Genomic DNA, 16,106 nt, shown 5'->3' on the forward strand with positions numbered 1-16,106 from the left:
CGGGGCGGTGGCGCTGCACGCCGCGGCGGCCGGGCTGGTCCGGCCGTGGACCACCGCGCTGGCGCTGGGCGCCATCGCGCTGATCGGCCTGGTCGTCGCGGCGCTGGCCCGGGGGCTCGCCCCGTCGCTGACGGAGGACGTGGAGACCGAGGGGATGCCGCCGCACCTGGTGCGGATCGGCGGCGCGGCGGCCGGGGCGGCCCTGCTGGCGCTGCCGGGCGCGGTCGCCGCGCTGGCCGCCGAGTTCGGTCACTCGGCCCAGGTGGTGCTGACCGGCGCGCTGGCGGCGTCCAGCATCGGGCTGGCCGGGGTCGCCGCGGTCCGCCGCCAGGTGCCGCAGTACCTGCCGTACGCGAGCGCGGCGATCGTCGGCGGCGCGACGGTCAGCGCGCTGGCCGCCATCTTCGCCCACCTCCCCTCCGGCGTGTACGCCGCCGCGGCGGCGCTGCTCGGGGTGCTCGCCGAGCTGGTCCGGGCGGCCACCGTCCCGCCGGTCGGCTCGGCCCAGCCGGTACGCCGGTGGGCCGTGCTGCTGGACGGCGCGCTGCGCCGGGTGCCGGTCGACGGCTCCCGACGCCGCTGGCGCATCAGCCCGGCCGTCGGCGCCTTCGCCGCGGCGGCGCTGCCGACGGCGCTGGCCCTGGCCTCGCTCGCGCCGCTGCTCTACATCGCCCTGGTGGAGCCGCACCGGATGCTCTCCCGGATCTGGCAGGGGCCGCCACCGGAGCTGCTCACCCCGCCTCCGGAGGCGGTCGACCCGACCCACGTGCTGACCGCGCTGCTGCTCACCGCGACCGCGGCGCTGGCGGCCACCGGGCTCAGCGGCGGGCGGCGCGCGCGGGCCGTACCGGTGGTCCTGCCGGGGCTGGCGGTGACCCTGCTGATCACTCCGGTGGCGCTCGGCCACGCCTGGCCGGAGAGCGCCCTGGCGGCACTGGCGGTCTTCACCATCTCGATGCTCGGGCTCGCGCTGACCCCGCCGCCGCCGCTGGCCGAGCCGGCCCGGTCGCTGCGGGTGACCCGGGTGCTGGTCTTCGCGATCGGGCTGGCCGGCGGCGGCGCCGGGCTGGCCGGCAGCCTCGGCACCCAGGGCCTGACCCTGTTCACGCTGGGCGGGGCGGTGGGTGTCGGCAGCGTCGCGGCGCTCTACGGCACCACCCAGCGGGCACGCATCCTCGGCTGGCTCTTCGCCTCGCTGATGGCGCAACTCTTCGTGCTCACCGCCGGGCTGGTCGCCGGGCTCGCCGCCGTCTGGTCGGCGTTCGGGGTGCTGGCGGTCGGCGCGGCGTTGCAGGTCTTCGCGGCGACCCTGCCGAGGCTGCGCCGCCCCGAGGCGCAGCCCGAGGCGGCCACCGTGGAGTGGACCGGGTACGCGGCCGCGCTGATCGCCCTGGCGCTGGCCTACGACTCGCCCCGGCACATCGCCGCCCTGCTGGCCGCCTGGGGTGCCGTGCTCGGGATCGCCGCGAGCCGGCCGGGGCGCCGCCCGCTGGAACGGCAGATCCTGTTCTGGGCGGTGGTGGCCTGCGAGATCACCGCCTGGTGGATCCTGATGCGGGTCGCCGCCGTGGCGCTGCCGGAGGCGTACACGCTGCCGTTCGCGGCGCTCGCCCTGCTGGTGGGGGTGCTGGAGCTGCGGCACCGGCCGGACCTGTCGAGCTGGGTGGCGTACGGGCCGGCGCTGGTCACCGCGTTCGTGCCGACCCTGGCGATCGTGCTGGCGACCGAGTCCAGCATGCTGCGGCAGGTGCTGCTGCTGCTCGGCGCGGTGGCGGTGCTGATCTTCGGCACCACGAGCCGGCAGCAGGCACCGGTGATCGTCGGTGCCACGGTGACGGCGATCGCCGCGGTGCACGCGCTGTTCAGCCTCGGCCCGTGGCTGGTGCTGATCCCGGTCGGCGTGGTGCTGCTGGGGCTGGGCGCGAGCAACGAGCGCCGCCGCCGCGCCCAGGAGCGGTTGCAGACCGCGCTGCGCGGCATGAGATAAATCGGAGGGTCCCTGTGGCGTGACTGCCGTGTTGCGCAGAGCGTGCGGGTGGTCGCGGATCACGAACCGGCACAGCCGACACGCTGCGTGATGGCGCGTCTGGGATCATCGACGGTGAGCGCCGTCGTGGTGTGGAGCGGTCAGGCGAGGGAGGCGCGGAGGGCGGCGTCCTTCGCGGCCACCATCTCCTCCAGGCTCGCCTGGAAGGCGGTCATCCGCTTCAGCAGCGCCGGGTCCGAGGCGGCCAGGATGCGGACGGCGAGCAGGCCCGCGTTGCGGGCGTTGCCGATCGACACGGTGGCCACCGGCACCCCGGCCGGCATCTGCACGATGGAGAGCAGGGAGTCCATCCCGTCGAGGTGCTTCAGCGGCACCGGCACGCCGATCACCGGCAGCGGGGTCACCGAGGCGACCATGCCGGGCAGGTGGGCCGCGCCGCCCGCCCCGGCGATGATCACCTTGACGCCACGGTCGGCGGCGGAGCGGCCGTACTCGATCATCTTCACCGGGGTGCGGTGGGCGGAGACGACGCCCACCTCGTAGGGCACCCCGAACTCGTCCAGCGCCTCGGCGGCGGCCTTCATGACCGGCCAGTCCGAGTCGCTGCCCATGATCAGCCCGACGGTGCTCACACGCGGCTTCCCTTCGTTCGCGACTGCGGGGCTCGCAAGCTCACTCCTCGCGCTCACTGTCCCTCGCGCAGCCAGGAAGCGGCCCGCGCCGCCCGCGCCCGTACGTCGTCCAGGTCGTTGCCGAGCACCGTGACGTGCCCGATCTTGCGGCCCGGTCGCACCTGCTTGCCGTACAGGTGGACCTTGGCGCCCGGCTCGGCGGCGAAGAGGTGGTGCAGCCGCTCGTCGATGGAGATGCCGCCCGGCTCGCCGCCGAGCACGTTCGCCATCACCACCACCGGGGCGGTCAGCGAGGTGTCCCCCATCGGGTAGTCGAGCACGGCCCGCAGGTGCTGCTCGAACTGCGAGGTGCGGGCGCCCTCGATGGTCCAGTGCCCCGAGTTGTGCGGCCGCATGGCCAGCTCGTTGACGACCAGGCCGGCGTCGGTCTGGAACAGCTCCACCGCCAGCAGGCCGACCACGCCGAGCGCGGTGGCCAGGTCGATGGCGAGCTGCTGGGCGGCGAGCGCCAGCTCCTCCGGCAGGTCGGGCGCGGGGGCGAGCACCTCGACGCAGATCCCGTCCCGCTGCACGGTCTCCACCACCGGGTACGCGGCGACCTGCCCGAACGGCGAGCGAGCCACCTGCACGGCCAGCTCCCGACGCAGCACCACCCGCTCCTCGACGATCAGCGAGGTGCCGCCGGCGAGCAGCGTCGCGGCCAGCTCGGCGGCCCGGGTCGGGTCATCGACCATCCAGACGCCCCGGCCGTCGTAGCCGCCGCGGGCGGCCTTCAGCACCACCGGCCAGCCGTTCTCCTCGCCGAAGGCGACCAGGTCGGCGGGCTCGGCGACCGGCCGCCAGGCCGGGTTCGGAGCGCCCAGCGCATCGAGGCGCTCCCGCATGATCCGCTTGTCCTGGGCGTGCAGCAGCGCGTCGGCGGCCGGGAAGAGCTTCACGCCCTCGGCGGCGAGGGCGCGGATGTGCTCGGTGGGCACGTGCTCGTGGTCGAAGGTGACCACGTCGCAGCCCTTGGCGAAGGTGCGCAGCGCCGAAAGGTCGGTGTGGTCGCCGTACTGGACGTCGGAGGCGACCAGGGCGGCGCCGTCGTCCGGGGCGAGCGCCAGCACGCGCAGTGACTGGCCGAGGGCGATGGCGGCCTGGTGGGTCATCCGGGCCAGCTGGCCTCCGCCCACCATGCCGACGACGGGCAGACCGGTACGGGAATCCATAGCGCCGCCAGCCTATCCGGGCGGCCGGCGATCACCGCCGCGAGGGGCGCCGGCCCGCCAGCTCAACGCCGGGCGTCAGCCGAGCTGGGCGACCAGGTCGTCGACCGAGGTCACCGGCCGCTGGCAGACGAAACCCCGGCAGACGTACGCGGTGGGCCGCCCGTCGACCAGCGGCCGGTCCGCCAGCAGCGGCACCCCCGGCTGGTCGGGTCGGCCGGCCACCACGACCGCGCCCGGTGGGGCGTGCCGCACGGCGGCGGCCACCAGCGGGTCACCCACCGCGTCGTCGGTGGCCACCGCGATCTCGTACGGCCCGGAGAGCAGCGCCTCCCCCATCGTCGCCGCGTAGCCGGTGAAACGGGCGTGCCGCCCGACGATCGGCGCGACGGCGGCCAGCGCCGCCTCGGCCGCCTCCCGGTAGCGGTTCTCCCCGGTCAGCGCCGCGTACGCCACCAGCGCCGCCACGATCGCCGAGCGCCCCGACGGGGTGGCGTTGTCGGTCGGGTCGGCCGGCCGGGCCACCAGTTGCTCGGCGTCGTCGGCGGTGTCGTAGAAGCCGCCGCCCGGGGCGGCGAACCGGGCCAGGGCCACGTCGAGCAGCCCGCCGGCCAGCTCCAGCCAGCGCCCCTCGCCGGTGAGCTGGTGCATCGCGCAGAACGCCTCGGCCACGCAGCCGTAGTCCTCCAGCACGCCGGCCGGCTCGCCGACCACCTTGTCCCGGGACGCCCGGCGCAGCCGCCCGTCCACCATGTGCACGGCGGCCAGGTGCTCGGCGGCATCGCGCATCGCGCCGTCGGCGACGATGGTGACGCCCTCCATCAGGTTGGCGTCCTCGTCGTCGGGCGAGGCGTAGAGAGCGGCGACCCGGAGGAACTCGGCGATCGCGGTGATCGCCAGGCCGTTCCAGGCGGCCACCACCTTGTCGTCGCGGGCGGGTTGCGGGCGGGTGTCCCGGGCGACGAGCAGCCGGCCGACGACGTCCCGCCAGCGGGCCCGGATCTCCGGGTCGGCGTCGTCGACGTCGCGGGCGAGCCGCAGCACGCTCGTGCCGTGCTCAAAGGTGCCCTTTTCGGTCACCTCGAACAGGTCGGCGGCCCAGCGGCCGTCCTCCTCGCCCAGCGCCTCGACGAGCTGGGCCGGGGTCCAGGCGTAGGTGAGCCCCTCGACGCCCTCGGTGTCGGCGTCCAGCGCGGAGGCGAAGCCCTCCCCCGCCCGGTGCAGCTCGTCGGCGAGGAACCGGGCGGTGTCCCGGGCCACCCGCCGGGCCATCCGGTCGCCGGTGAGCCGCCAGAGCTGGGCGTAGAACCGCAGCAGCAGGGCGTTGTCGTAGAGCATCTTCTCGAAGTGCGGCACGGTCCAGTGCGCGTCCACCGAATAGCGGGCGAAGCCGCCGGCGAGCTGGTCGTGGATGCCGCCCCGGGCCATCGCCTCGGCGGTGTGCCGGGCGATCTCCAAGCTGCGCGTCGAGCCGGTGCGCTGGTGGTGCCGGAGCAGGAAGAGCAGGTTCATGTGCGGCGGGAACTTCGGCGCCCCGCCGAAGCCGCCGTTCGTCGCGTCGTACTCGCGGGAGAGCTGGTCGGCGGCGGAGTCCAGCAGCTCGGCGGTGAGCGGGGCGGTCGGGCCGCCGACGGCCTGGGCGCCGCCGATCGCCTCGACCACAGCGGCGCCCTGGCGCAGCACCGCCTCACGCTGGTCGCGCCACGCGGTGGCGACCGACTCCAGCAGCCGGACGAAGTTCGCCCGGGGGAAGTACGTGCCGCAGAAGAACGGGGTGCCGTCGGGGGTGGCGAAGACCGTCATCGGCCAGCCGCCCTGCCCGGTCATCGCCTGGGTGGCGGTCATGTAGACCGCGTCGACGTCCGGCCGCTCCTCCCGGTCCACCTTGATCGCCACGAAGTCGTCGTTGACCAGCGCGCCGACCTGCTCGTTCTCGAACGACTCGTGGGCCATCACGTGACACCAGTGGCAGGCCGCGTAGCCCACGGAGATCAGCACCGGCACGTCCCGCCGCTTCGCCTCCGCGAACGCCTCGGCGCTCCAGGGCCACCAGTCGACCGGGTTGTCGGCGTGCTGGAGCAGGTACGGCGAGGTCGCGTCGGCGAGTCGGTTCACCCGACGACCATATCCAGCCGGGCGGGCCCGCGCCGGTCGGACCGGCGGCAAGCACGGGGCCTTCCGTAGTTCACTTCCATCTATTTATATCTGTGCATGCCGGCGATCGTCGCCGGCCTCGCGAGGAGGCACGCATGCGCGGATCCCGTCGTCTGTCCGTACTCACCTCGGTCGCGGTGCTCGCGGTCGTCCTCACCGGACAACCCGCAGCCGCCGCCGTGGACCCCGCCACCCGGATCTCCGGGACCACGGCCGTCGGCACCCACAACGCGTACGAGCGTGGCACCTACACCTACCTGGCGCAGGCGCTCGACGCCCGGCCCGGGATGATCGAGCTGGACGTCTGGCCGGACGTGCTCACGCGCCAGTGGCGGGTCAGCCACTCCAACCCGCTCGGCAACGACAACAACTGCGTCGCCGCCACCAGCGCCGCGCAGCTCTACACCGGCACCCGCAACAAGAACCTCGAACACTGCCTGGACGACATCCGGCTCTGGCTGGGCGCCCACCCCGACGCCGGGCCGGTGCAGCTCAAGCTGGAGCTGAAGACCGGCTTCAGCGCCCGTACCGGGCAGGGGCCGGTCCAGCTCGACGCGCTGCTCGCCGCCCGGCTCGGCGACCGGGTCTTCCGCCCGGTCGACCTGCGCGGCGGGTACGCCTCGCTGGACGCCGCCGCCCGGGCCGACGCCTGGCCGACCCGCCAGCAGCTCGCCGGCAGGGTGCTCGTGGAGCTGATCCCGGGCACCGTGGAGGAGGGCAACCCCACCGACACGCTCCGCACCGACGTCGAGTACGCCCGTCACCTCGCCGGCCTGGCGTCGGCCGGCACCCTCGCCCGGGCCCAGGCGTTCCCCGCCGTGCACAACGTCCAGGCCGGCGACCCGCGCACCCGCTACACCGAGGTGAGCCTGCGGCCGTGGTTCGTCGTCTTCGACGGCGACGCGAGCGCGTACGTCGGCGGCGGCATCGACACCTCCTGGTACGCCACCAACCACTACCTGCTGGTGATGACCGACGCGCAGAACGTGCCGCCGAAGGTGGGGAACACCGACCCGGACGCCGCCCGGGCCCGGGTCGCCCAACTGGCGGCGGCGCACGCCAGCATCGTCTCCGCCGACTGGGCGGCCCTGCCGACCGTCGTCGGCGAGGTCCTCCCCCGCGCCTGACCCGCCGCCCGGGCACCGTTTGTGGCGTCGCGGTGTCCGCCGCCCGGACACCGCGACATGCCGCATCCCGCGAGCGGGCGGTGGGTCAGGAGGCGCCGTCGGCGCGCAGCGGGAAGACGTTCGACTCGGCCGACTCGCGCAGCGTGCCGAGCACCGCGCCGATCTTGTCGGCCGGCATCGGCTTGAAGAAGTGGTAGCCCTGGGCGGCGGTGCAGCCCAGCTCGGCCAGGGCGAGCCGCTGCTCGGCGGTCTCCACCCCCTCCGCCACCACCCGCAGCCCCAGCTCGTGGGCGAGCCCGACGGTGGTCCGGACGATCGCCGCGGCCTCCGGCGACTCGGCCATCCGGATCACGAACGAGCGGTCCACCTTGAGCTCGTCGACCGCGATCCGGGTCAGGAAGGTCAGCGACGAGAAGCCGGTGCCGAAGTCGTCGACGGCGAGCTGCACGCCCATCGCGCGGACCGTGGCCAGCACCTCGTCGATCACCTCCAGCTCGCTCATCACCACCGTCTCGGTGATCTCCAGGACCAACCGGTGCGGCGGCACCTGGTGGCGGCGCAGCGCGTCGGCGATCTCGGCCGGCAGCCGGGGGTCGAGCAGGCTACGGGCCGACAGGTTCACCGAGATCGGCACGTCCAGGCCGTCCCGAGCCCAGTCGGCCGCCACCGCGAGCGCCTTGTCCAGCACGTACCGGGTGAAGGCGCCGAGCTGCTCGCTGTTCTCCACCGGGCGGATGAAGTCGACCGGGCCGAGCCAGCCGCGGCGCGGGTGCCGCCAGCGGATCAGCGCCTCCACCCCGGTCGGGGCGCCGGTGGCCAGGTCGACCGCCGGCTGCAGGGCCAGCACCAACTGGTCGTCGGCCTGCAGCGCCTCCCGCAGCTCCGCCAGCAGCGCCAGCTGGTCGGTGCTCGCGGCATCGCGGGCGCTGTCGTACGCGGCGACGCTGCCGCCGCCCTCCTTGGCCTGGTACATGGCGATGTCGGCCCGGCGCAGCAGCTCGGTCAGGTCGGCGGTGCCCGCCCCGGCCACCACCACCCCCACCGACACCTCGACCGACATCCGCACCCCGGCCACCTCGGTCGGCGCGGCCAGCCGCTCGGCGATCTCCCGGGCCTGGCGCAGCGCGTACGCCATCGGGGCGGACCGGTCGCCGATCACCGGGACCGATGTCAGCAGCAGCGCGAACTCGTCCCCGCCGAGGCGCCCCAGCAGGTCGCCCGGGCGGGCGAGGGTGCCGAGCCGGTTGGCGGTGAGCCGCAGCAGCTGGTCGCCGGCCGCGTGCCCGAGGGTGTCGTTGACCTCTTTGAACTGGTTGATGTCGAGCAGCAGCAGCGCCACCGGGTGGTCGTGGGCGAGCTGCCGCAGCGCCTGGTCGCCCTTGCTGAGCATGGCCGCCCGGTTCACCAGCCCGGTCAGCGCGTCGTGCACCGCCTCGTACGACGACCGCGCGCTGACCAGCCGCAGCTCCCGGTGGGTGGCCGCGTCGTGCAGCGCGGCGGCGAGGGCGTCGGAGAAGGCGGCCACGGCGTCCCGCTCGCGGGCGCTCGGTGGCGCGGTGGCGGGGAAGCGGACCCGCAGCTCGCCGACCTCGACGTCGCCGACGGTCAGCGGGCGGGCCAGCTCGTGCTCCGCGGTGGACGGCCGGGCGGGCGGCCCGACCTCGCGGTCGCGCACCTGGCCGGAGGCGTCCCCCCGGTACCGGCGCCAGCGGCCGTCGCCCCGGGCCACGTCGACGTCGACCAGCTCCGCGCCGAAGAGGGTCAGCGCGCCGGTCACCGCGGCAGTGGCCACCCCGCGCTCGTCGAGCTGGTTGAGCGCGGCGGTCGCCTCCGCGAAGGCCCGCCAGTCCCGCCGTTCCTGGTCGGCCCGGAGCCGGTGCCGGTAGGTCTGCTGGAGCAGCCAGAGCAGCGGCGGGAGCAGCAGCAGCCAGCGGGCGTCGATCTCCACCAGGGCGACCACGACCAGGCCGACCGCGACGTTGCCGACGAACATCAGCAGCTTGCCCCGGAGCGCGGCGAGCACCGGCGGGCCGACGGCGACGCCGTGCCGCAGCGCCAGGGTGGCGCCGCCGAGGCAGGCGGTGGCGAGCAGGTAGGTCACCGAGCCGGCGATCAGGGCGAGCGCGAGCCCGGGGGTGGGCGCGGCCAGCAGCGGCGCGCCGAGCGCGGTGGCGACCGCGACGGCGAGCGCGGTGGCGGCGGTCAGCGAGGCGGCGATCCGCAGCACCTCGAGCGGGGGTCGGCGGTCGACGGCCAGGGACATCCCCGTCCAGGCCAGCCCGGTGCCGAGCAGCGCCGCGGCCGGCAGCCACCCGGCCGGTACGAGGTAGAGGCAGACGATCAGCGCGGCCTCACCCCAGGTGATGCTGACCATGCCGGTGGCGGTGCGGAACCTCAGCCGAGCCAGTTGGGCGACCGCGAACGCGGCGAGGGCGATGCCGAACCGCGCGGCGGCGGGAAGAGCATCGTCCGGCGGCAGCGTGACGGGGACGGTCAGGCCGATCAGGACCGCCGTGAAGGCGGTCAGCGTGACGGCGGTGATCAGCAGGAGCACCCGTGGCGGCGTGCCGCCCGGATCGGGCCGGTCGACGTGGTCGCCGGCCCGGCCGGACGTCACCGGCCCGCTCCGTCCGCCGGCACACGGGGGATGCCCGGGACGGACGCTGCTGCGACGGTCATGGCGCCCCCTCCCGCGCACGGCTCAGGGACTTTTCGGTCCCCCCGGCGGAAGGCTAAGCCAATCCGGGTGGTCGCAACAGGGGCTGACGACCCGGATCGGCGTGAATCACGCTCCGACTAGCCGTTTCGGTGCTGCTGGTGGCCGTTGGGCGTGTCGGTCCGTGATTCCTGCGTCGAGGTCCCGTCCGCCGGATCGGTGGCCGACGTGTCGGCCTGCCCCTGGCTGGGGAACCGGTCGGGCAGCCGGCGCAGCCGGGCGTTCATGTTGCGGATCAGCAGGATGGTGGCGGCGGCCAGGAGCAGGATGAGGAAGAGGCCCATCGGCCCGGCCAGACCACCCGTGCGGGTGTCACCGAAGTTGTTCTCCGCGAGCACCTGGGCAGCGGCGGTCAGCATGGTGTTTCTCCGATGTGCGGTGGGGTTTCAGCGTAGCCCCCCGCCCGGTCAGCGGGCATGGGCCGTCTCGCGCACCCCGGCGAAGAGGTCCGACTCGGGCAGCGGGCTGTCGACCAGCGAGCGGACCAGCTGGAAGTCCTCCGTGGGCCAGGCGTGCCGCTGCAGCTCCATCGGGACGTGGAACCAGAAGCCGTCCGGGTCGATCTGGGTGGCGTGGGCGCGCAGCGCGTCGTCGCGGACCGGGAAGTAGTCGGCGCACTCCACCCGGGTGGTGATCCGCGGGCCCTTGTCGGGGCGGTCGTCCCAGCGCTTGAGCCACTCCTCGTAGGGGGAGGCCAGGCCGGCGGCGAGCATGCCCTCGTGCAGCGCCATGATCTTGCCCTTGGAGAAGCCGATGTCGTAGTAGAGCTTGAGCGGCTGCCAGGGCTCGCCGAGCTCCGGGTAGCGCTCCGGGTCGCCGGCCGCCTCGAAGGCGGCCACGCTCACCTTGTGGGTCATGATGTGGTCGGGGTGCGGGTAGCCGCCCTCCTCGTCGTACGTGGTGACGACGTGCGGACGGAACTCGCGCATCAGCCGCACCAGCGGACCCGCGGCGACCTCGACGTCCTGCAGGGCGAAGCAGCCCCCGGGCAGCGGCGGCAGCGGGTCGCCCTCGGGCAGCCCCGAGTCGACGAAGCCGAGCCAGGCCTGCTCGACGCCGAGGATCGCCCGGGCGGCGTCCATCTCGGCGCGGCGGATCTCGCCGATGTTGGCCCAGACGTCGGGCCGGTCCATCTTGGGGTTGAGCACGCTGCCGCGCTCGCCGCCGGTGCACGTCACGACCAGGACGTCGACACCCTCCGCGACGTACTTCGCCATGGTCGCGGCGCCCTTGCTCGACTCGTCGTCGGGGTGCGCGTGCACCGCCATGAGACGCAGTTGCTCTGCCACTGTGGGCGCTCCTCGTCTGTGCCGGCCGACGGCCCACCCCGGGCCGCCCGGCTGACCTGCCGGAATCCTCCCCCGTGCCGGACCCTGCCGGCGCCGACCTGTCATCCTTGACAACAGGACGAGCTTGGGAGCGTGGAACTCTCCCATTCTTGCCGATGCTTCCGACAACAACGCCAGGAGATACCCGCCGGTGACCGAGACGCACGCCACAATCACCCCGGGCGCGCCCGCGTTCCCGCCCGGACGGTACGGCCGCCGCCGCGAGCCGGGCCGCCGCCGGCCGCTGCTGGTCTGGCTGCTGGCCGCCGCCCTGGTCGCCGGGCTGGCCCTGGTCGCGATGCAGCTCTACGCCCGGTACGGCGACCCGACGTACGACGCCGAGGTGATCACCTACACCGACGTCACCGACACCGGGGTGCGGGTCGACTTCCGGGTCACCCTGCCCGAGGGCGGCGCCGGGGTGTGCGTGCTGCGGGCCCGCTCCCACGACGGCGCCGAGGTGGGTCGGGACGAGGTCGCGGTGAGCGCGCGGCCCGGCGCACGGCAGGTCACCGCCCAGCACCGGATCGCCACCACCGCGCGGCCCTTCATCGGCGAGGTCCTCCGCTGCCGACCCGCCGGCTGACCCACCGGCCGGCGCGGACGTCCCGGACCAGGGTCGGGTAGCGGTGCCGGGGGTGATCGACGACACCCGCGGGTGTGCCGCACTGGTAACTTGGTAATTCACCTGTCAGCCAGTTCCGCACGATCGAGGAGTACGCCTGTGTCCACCAATGACAACGAGGCGCCCGCCACCTGGCTGTCCCAGGACGCGTACGACCGCCTGAAGGCCGAGCTCGACCAGCACATCGCCAACCGGCCGGTCATCGCCGCCGAGATCAACGCCCGGCGCGAGGAAGGCGACCTGCGGGAGAACGGTGGCTACCACGCCGCCCGCGAGGAGCAGGGCAAGGCCGAGGGGCGCATCCTCTACCTCAAGGAGCTGCTGCGCACCGCCAAGGTCGGCGAGGCGCCGACCGCCGACTCGGTGTCGCCCGGCATGGTCGTGACGATCTACTTCGACGACGACCAGGACGACACCGAGACGTTCCTGCTCGGCTCGCGGGAGATCGCCTCCACCACCGACCTGACGGTCTACAGCCCGGAGTCGGCGCTCGGCAAGGCGATCCTGGGCGGTCGCCCCGGCCAGACCTGCACCTACACGGCGCCGAGCGGCGCCGACATCAAGGTGACCGTGGTCAGCTTCGAGCCGTTCTCCGGCTGAGTCCGGCCCCGCCGGGTCCGCGCGACCCGGCGGTTCCCCATCGCGTACGCCCCGAGGCGTGGCACCGTCGCCGGTGTCACGCCTCGGCCGCGAAGACCACCTGGTAGCCGCTGGCCCGCAGGGCGCTGATCAGCGTGTCGGAGTGCTCGACGCCCCGGGTCTCCACCGACAGCGCCACCTCCACCTCGCCGAGGCGCAGGTGCGGGTTGGCCCGCTGGTGCTCCACGTCGACCACGTTCGCCCGGTGCTCGGCGATCTCGGTGAGCAGCGAGGCGAGCTGACCGGGCCGGTCCGAACAGCGCACCGTGAACCGCAGGTAACGCCCGGCGGCGGCCAGGCCGTGCTCGATCACCCGCAGCATCAGCAGCGGGTCGATGTTGCCGCCGGAGAGCACCGCGACCACCGGCGCCTCCACCTCGACGACCCCGGCCAGCAGCGCGGCCACGCCCACCGCGCCGGCCGGCTCGACCACCTGCTTGCCGCGCTCCAGCAGCATCAGCAGCGCCCGGGAGATGTCCTCCTCGGAGACCGTGACGATCTCGTCGACCAGCTTGCGGACGTGGGTGAAGGTGATCTCCCCCGGCCGGCCGACCGCGATCCCGTCGGCGATGGTGGCGAAGGACGGCAGGCGTACCGGCTCGCCGGCGATCAGCGAGGGCGGGAAGGCCGCCGCGCTGGCCGCCTGCACCCCGACCACCCGTACGTCGGGGCGCAGCGCCTTGGCCGCCACCGCCATGCCCGAGATCAGGCCACCGCCGCCGACCCCGGTGATGATCGTCTTCACGTCGGGGCACTGTTCGAGGATCTCCAGCGCCACGGTGCCCTGACCGGCGATCACGTCGGGGTGGTCGAACGGGTGGATCAGCACCGCGCCGGTCCGCTCGGCGTAGGTCTGCGCCGCCACCAGGGACTCGTCGACGGTGTTGCCGACCAGTTCGATCTGCGCGCCGTACCCCTTGGTGGCGGCCACCTTCGGCAGCGGCGCGTTCACCGGCATGAACACGGTGGCGTGGGCGCCCACCAGGCCGGCGGCGAGGGCGACGCCCTGGGCGTGGTTGCCGGCGCTGGCCGCGACCACGCCCCGGGCGCGCTCCTCCTCGCTCAGCCGGGAGATCCGCACGTACGCGCCGCGCACCTTGTACGACCCGGCGCGCTGCACGTTCTCGCACTTCAGCCACGCCGGACCGCCCAGCTTGGCGCTCAGCGGCCGGGAGGGCTCCAGCGGGGTGGTGCGGGTGACGCCGGCGAGCAGTTCCCGCGCGGCCCGTACGTCGGCGAGACCGACCAGTTCCGTCATGCCCCGATCGTGCCACCCGGCACCGGGGGAGCCTGCGGCGACGCCGGGGGCGTGTCGGCCGAGGCCTGCGGCGCGGGCGCCGGCTGCGGCTGCGGCTGCGGCTGCGGCGGGGCGAACGTGCCGGGCGCGCCGGCCGGTGCCGGCGTGCCGGGGGCGAACCCGCCGGGCGCCGGGGTCCCCGGGGCGTACGGCCAGGCCGGGGTGGCGCGGGCGATCCGGTCCTGCTGGGCGGCGGAGATCTTCCGGATCAGCACGATGAACGACGCGGCGGCCACCACGCAGGCGATCGCCGGGATCGCGTTGCGGCCGAGGGCGCCCTGGTAGTAGTCCACGTACGCCTGGAAGTCCGCGGGGTCGACGGCCGTCTCGGGGAGTTGGGTGTACTCGAGGTCGTTCTTGCGGCTGAACAGCCGCTCGCCGACGCTGAAGACCAGCCACGCCGCCCACCAGACGACGACCAGCCACGGGGTGCTCCGGCGCCAGAGGCTGTCCCGGGCGATGTTGGCCACCACCCGGACGGGCACCACGAAGTTGGCGAACGGCACCAGCCAGCCGGCGATCGCCCAACCCTGACCGAGGACGGGCAGCGCGCCGGGGAAGGCGTCGATGTTCTTGCGCGCCCGCCAGGTCCAGATGATGACCAGCACGGCGGCGGTCAGGTAGGCCACCACGAACGGCAGGCTCAGCGCGACCTCGAAGAGCATGGCCCCGAGGAGCACCTCGCTGTCGCCGTCGCGTTCGGCCTGCCTCGCCAGCACCATCCCGGCCACCGGGGCGAGCGCGGACAGCAGGTAGAACGCGGCGGTCACGCCGACCGCGATCGAGGCGGCCAGGCCGATGCCGCGCACGGCGTGGGTCGCCAGCCCCGGCGTGACGGCCGGCTGTCCGAGGGGGGTATAGCAGTTCTGGCACTCGTTGAAGCTCGGGGACGTGACGTCCCCGCAGGTCTGGCAGAGCATGGGGACCGTCCAGGGGGTGCGGCGAGGGGGTGCGCGCACACGCTAGACGATCATGCGGCGGCCGGTGACCCCGTTTCGACCCGCGGATAGCCGGGGGCGTGCCTGGTCCACGGCGCCTGCATCTCGAACTGCCCGGCGACGGAGAGCAGCAGCAGCTCCGAGCCGGGCGGACCGATCAGCTGCGCGGCGACGGGCAGGCCGTCCGGGCGCCGGCCGACCGGCACCACGATGGCCGGCAGGCCGGCGATGTTCCAGGGCGCCGCGTACGGGGCGTACCGGATGTTGGCCTTCATGTTGGCCACCCACGACCGGCTGGACCAGGCGGCGGCCTCCGGCGGCGGGCCGGCCAGCGCCGGGGTGAGCAGCAGGTCGACCGAGTGGTCGGTGAAGAAGTTGATCGAGCGTTCGCGCCAGGCGGCCCGGTCGGCCTCCCGGACGTACCCCCGCCGCTGCGCCCACTCGCCGAGCGCGACGTGCCGGCGGCTCCGCCGCTGAAGGTCACGCCGGGCGATCCCGGCGGCCCGCACGTCGGCGGCGGCCGCGGCGAACCAGGTCGCGATGCCCTGGAGGCCGAGCGCGGTCGGGTAGACCGGGTCGGCGGGAACGGTGTCGTGGCCGGCGGCGGCGAGCAGTCGGCCGGCGGCGGCCACCGCGTCCCGGTTGGGGGCGTCCGGCGAGATGCCGCGTACCGGGGAGCGCAGCGAGACACCGACCCGCAGCCGCGGCGGCGGCACCAGCTTGTCGGCCCGGCGCCCGGCGAGCACCTGGAAGCCGACCGCGGCGTCCGCCACCGTGGTGCTGAGCATCCCGTGCTCGGTGAGGCCGAACCAGTCCTCCGCGCCGAGCTGGGTGGGGATCACGCCCCGGCCCGGCTTCAGGCCGACCAGGCCGCAGCAGGCCGCCGGGATCCGGATCGAGCCGAGCCCGTCGTTGCCGTGCGCGATCGGCACCAGCCCGGCGGCCACCGCGGCGGCGGCGCCGCCGGAGGAGCCGCCGGGGGTGCGGCGGGTGTCCCACGGGTTGCGGGTGATCCCGGACTCGTCGTCGGTGAGGGCCCAGAGGCCCAGCTCCGGCATCCGGGTCACCCCGAGGATCACCGCGCCGGCGCCGCGCAGCCGCCGGACCACCTCGTGGTCGGCCTCGGCGACCGGGGTGCGGCAGGCAGCCGAGCCGTTCCAGGTGGGTACGCCGGCGACGGCGGTGTTCTCCTTGACCGCCACCGGCACCCCGGCCAGCGGAAGGTTGGCCAGGTCCTCCTGCTCGTCGACCTTCTCCGCCTCGGTGACCGCCTCCCCGCCGCGTACCGTGCGGAACGCGGCGAGGTCGGCGTCGACCCGGGCGATGTGGTCCAGGTGATCGGCGACGACCTGGGTGGCCGAGACATCGCCCCGGCGTACGCCCCGGGCGATCTGCTTGGCGGTCGCTCCGACCCAGGTCGGCATGATGTCCTGCACGGCCACCCTCCCCAGCCAG

13 protein-coding genes are annotated in these 16,106 nt (G+C 74.6%); 4 read left to right on the forward strand and 9 right to left on the reverse strand.

The window, feature by feature from the left end:
- A partial coding sequence (locus KBX37_RS16010; protein ID WP_374103757.1) for an SCO7613 C-terminal domain-containing membrane protein occupies positions 1-1,987 on the forward strand: 1,987 nt, incomplete at its 5' end.
- Positions 1,988-2,127: 140 nt separating this feature from the next.
- Here the strand turns inward: KBX37_RS16010 and purE are convergent.
- The 3 genes from purE to KBX37_RS16025 all read right to left on the reverse strand — a co-directional run bounded on the left by purE (position 2,128) and on the right by KBX37_RS16025 (position 5,942).
- Positions 2,128-2,619, reverse strand: a complete 492-nt coding sequence (purE, locus tag KBX37_RS16015; protein ID WP_210776749.1) for a 5-(carboxyamino)imidazole ribonucleotide mutase — start codon at positions 2,617-2,619, stop codon at positions 2,128-2,130.
- 53 nt (positions 2,620-2,672) lie between these two features.
- Entirely contained in the window at positions 2,673-3,830 is a 1,158-nt protein-coding gene (locus KBX37_RS16020) for a 5-(carboxyamino)imidazole ribonucleotide synthase (protein ID WP_210776750.1), read from the reverse strand.
- Positions 3,831-3,905: 75 nt separating this feature from the next.
- The gene (locus KBX37_RS16025; RefSeq protein WP_210776751.1) at positions 3,906-5,942 is read right to left on the reverse strand and encodes a thioredoxin domain-containing protein; all 2,037 of its coding nucleotides are present in this window, start codon (positions 5,940-5,942) and stop codon (positions 3,906-3,908) included.
- A gap of 134 nt (positions 5,943-6,076) precedes the next feature.
- Here KBX37_RS16025 and KBX37_RS16030 point away from each other — a divergent pair, with 134 nt between their 5' ends.
- Positions 6,077-7,108: a phosphatidylinositol-specific phospholipase C domain-containing protein gene (locus tag KBX37_RS16030; protein WP_210776752.1), complete on the forward strand. Its 1,032-nt coding sequence runs from the start codon at positions 6,077-6,079 to the stop codon at positions 7,106-7,108.
- An 85-nt stretch (positions 7,109-7,193) separates the two neighbouring features.
- On the opposite strand, the gene KBX37_RS16035 is transcribed toward KBX37_RS16030, so the two are convergent.
- The 3 genes from KBX37_RS16035 to mca form a co-directional block, all read right to left on the reverse strand.
- Positions 7,194-9,656: a putative bifunctional diguanylate cyclase/phosphodiesterase gene (locus tag KBX37_RS16035; RefSeq protein WP_374103759.1), complete on the reverse strand. Its 2,463-nt coding sequence runs from the start codon at positions 9,654-9,656 to the stop codon at positions 7,194-7,196.
- A 248-nt stretch (positions 9,657-9,904) separates the two neighbouring features.
- The gene (locus KBX37_RS16040; protein WP_374103760.1) at positions 9,905-10,180 is read right to left on the reverse strand and encodes a hypothetical protein; all 276 of its coding nucleotides are present in this window, start codon (positions 10,178-10,180) and stop codon (positions 9,905-9,907) included.
- 51 nt (positions 10,181-10,231) lie between these two features.
- On the reverse strand, positions 10,232-11,113 hold the full coding sequence (gene mca / locus KBX37_RS16045; RefSeq protein WP_210776755.1) for a mycothiol conjugate amidase Mca: 882 nt from the start codon (positions 11,111-11,113) through the stop codon (positions 10,232-10,234).
- 190 nt (positions 11,114-11,303) lie between these two features.
- Between mca and KBX37_RS16050 the strand changes: the two genes are divergently transcribed.
- Together KBX37_RS16050 and greA are read left to right on the forward strand one after the other, a co-directional pair.
- Entirely contained in the window at positions 11,304-11,738 is a 435-nt protein-coding gene (locus KBX37_RS16050) for a DUF4307 domain-containing protein (protein WP_210776756.1), read from the forward strand.
- 138 nt (positions 11,739-11,876) lie between these two features.
- Positions 11,877-12,377, forward strand: a complete 501-nt coding sequence (gene greA, locus KBX37_RS16055) for a transcription elongation factor GreA (RefSeq protein ID WP_154939421.1) — start codon at positions 11,877-11,879, stop codon at positions 12,375-12,377.
- A 76-nt stretch (positions 12,378-12,453) separates the two neighbouring features.
- Here the strand turns inward: greA and ilvA are convergent, their stop codons facing one another.
- The 3 genes from ilvA to KBX37_RS16070 are packed head-to-tail and all read right to left on the reverse strand — an operon-like array spanning position 12,454 to position 16,093.
- Positions 12,454-13,674 (reverse strand): threonine ammonia-lyase, encoded by a 1,221-nt coding sequence (gene ilvA / locus KBX37_RS16060; protein WP_210776757.1) that lies wholly within the window; start codon positions 13,672-13,674, stop codon positions 12,454-12,456.
- The gene (locus KBX37_RS16065; RefSeq protein ID WP_307849087.1) at positions 13,671-14,672 is read right to left on the reverse strand and encodes a DUF4328 domain-containing protein; all 1,002 of its coding nucleotides are present in this window, start codon (positions 14,670-14,672) and stop codon (positions 13,671-13,673) included. Before KBX37_RS16065 ends, ilvA begins: the two co-directional genes overlap by 4 nt.
- An 11-nt stretch (positions 14,673-14,683) precedes the next feature.
- The gene (locus KBX37_RS16070; RefSeq protein WP_210776758.1) at positions 14,684-16,093 is read right to left on the reverse strand and encodes an amidase; all 1,410 of its coding nucleotides are present in this window, start codon (positions 16,091-16,093) and stop codon (positions 14,684-14,686) included.
- Between the last annotated feature and the right edge of the window lie 13 nt (positions 16,094-16,106).

Origin of the sequence: Micromonospora sp. U56 (assembly GCF_018070095.1) — a bacterium.
Classification (GTDB): domain Bacteria; phylum Actinomycetota; class Actinomycetes; order Mycobacteriales; family Micromonosporaceae; genus Micromonospora; species Micromonospora purpureochromogenes.

Bases quoted from the DNA above. Each gene is read 5' to 3' on its own strand.
- KBX37_RS16030 (WP_210776752.1), top strand. From the start codon at position 6,077: ATGCGCGGATCCCGTCGTCTGTCCGTACTCACCTCGGTCGCGGTGCTC.
- KBX37_RS16020 (WP_210776750.1), bottom strand. From the start codon at position 3,830: ATGGATTCCCGTACCGGTCTGCCCGTCGTCGGCATGGTGGGCGGAGGC.
- ilvA (WP_210776757.1), bottom strand. From the start codon at position 13,674: ATGACGGAACTGGTCGGTCTCGCCGACGTACGGGCCGCGCGGGAACTG.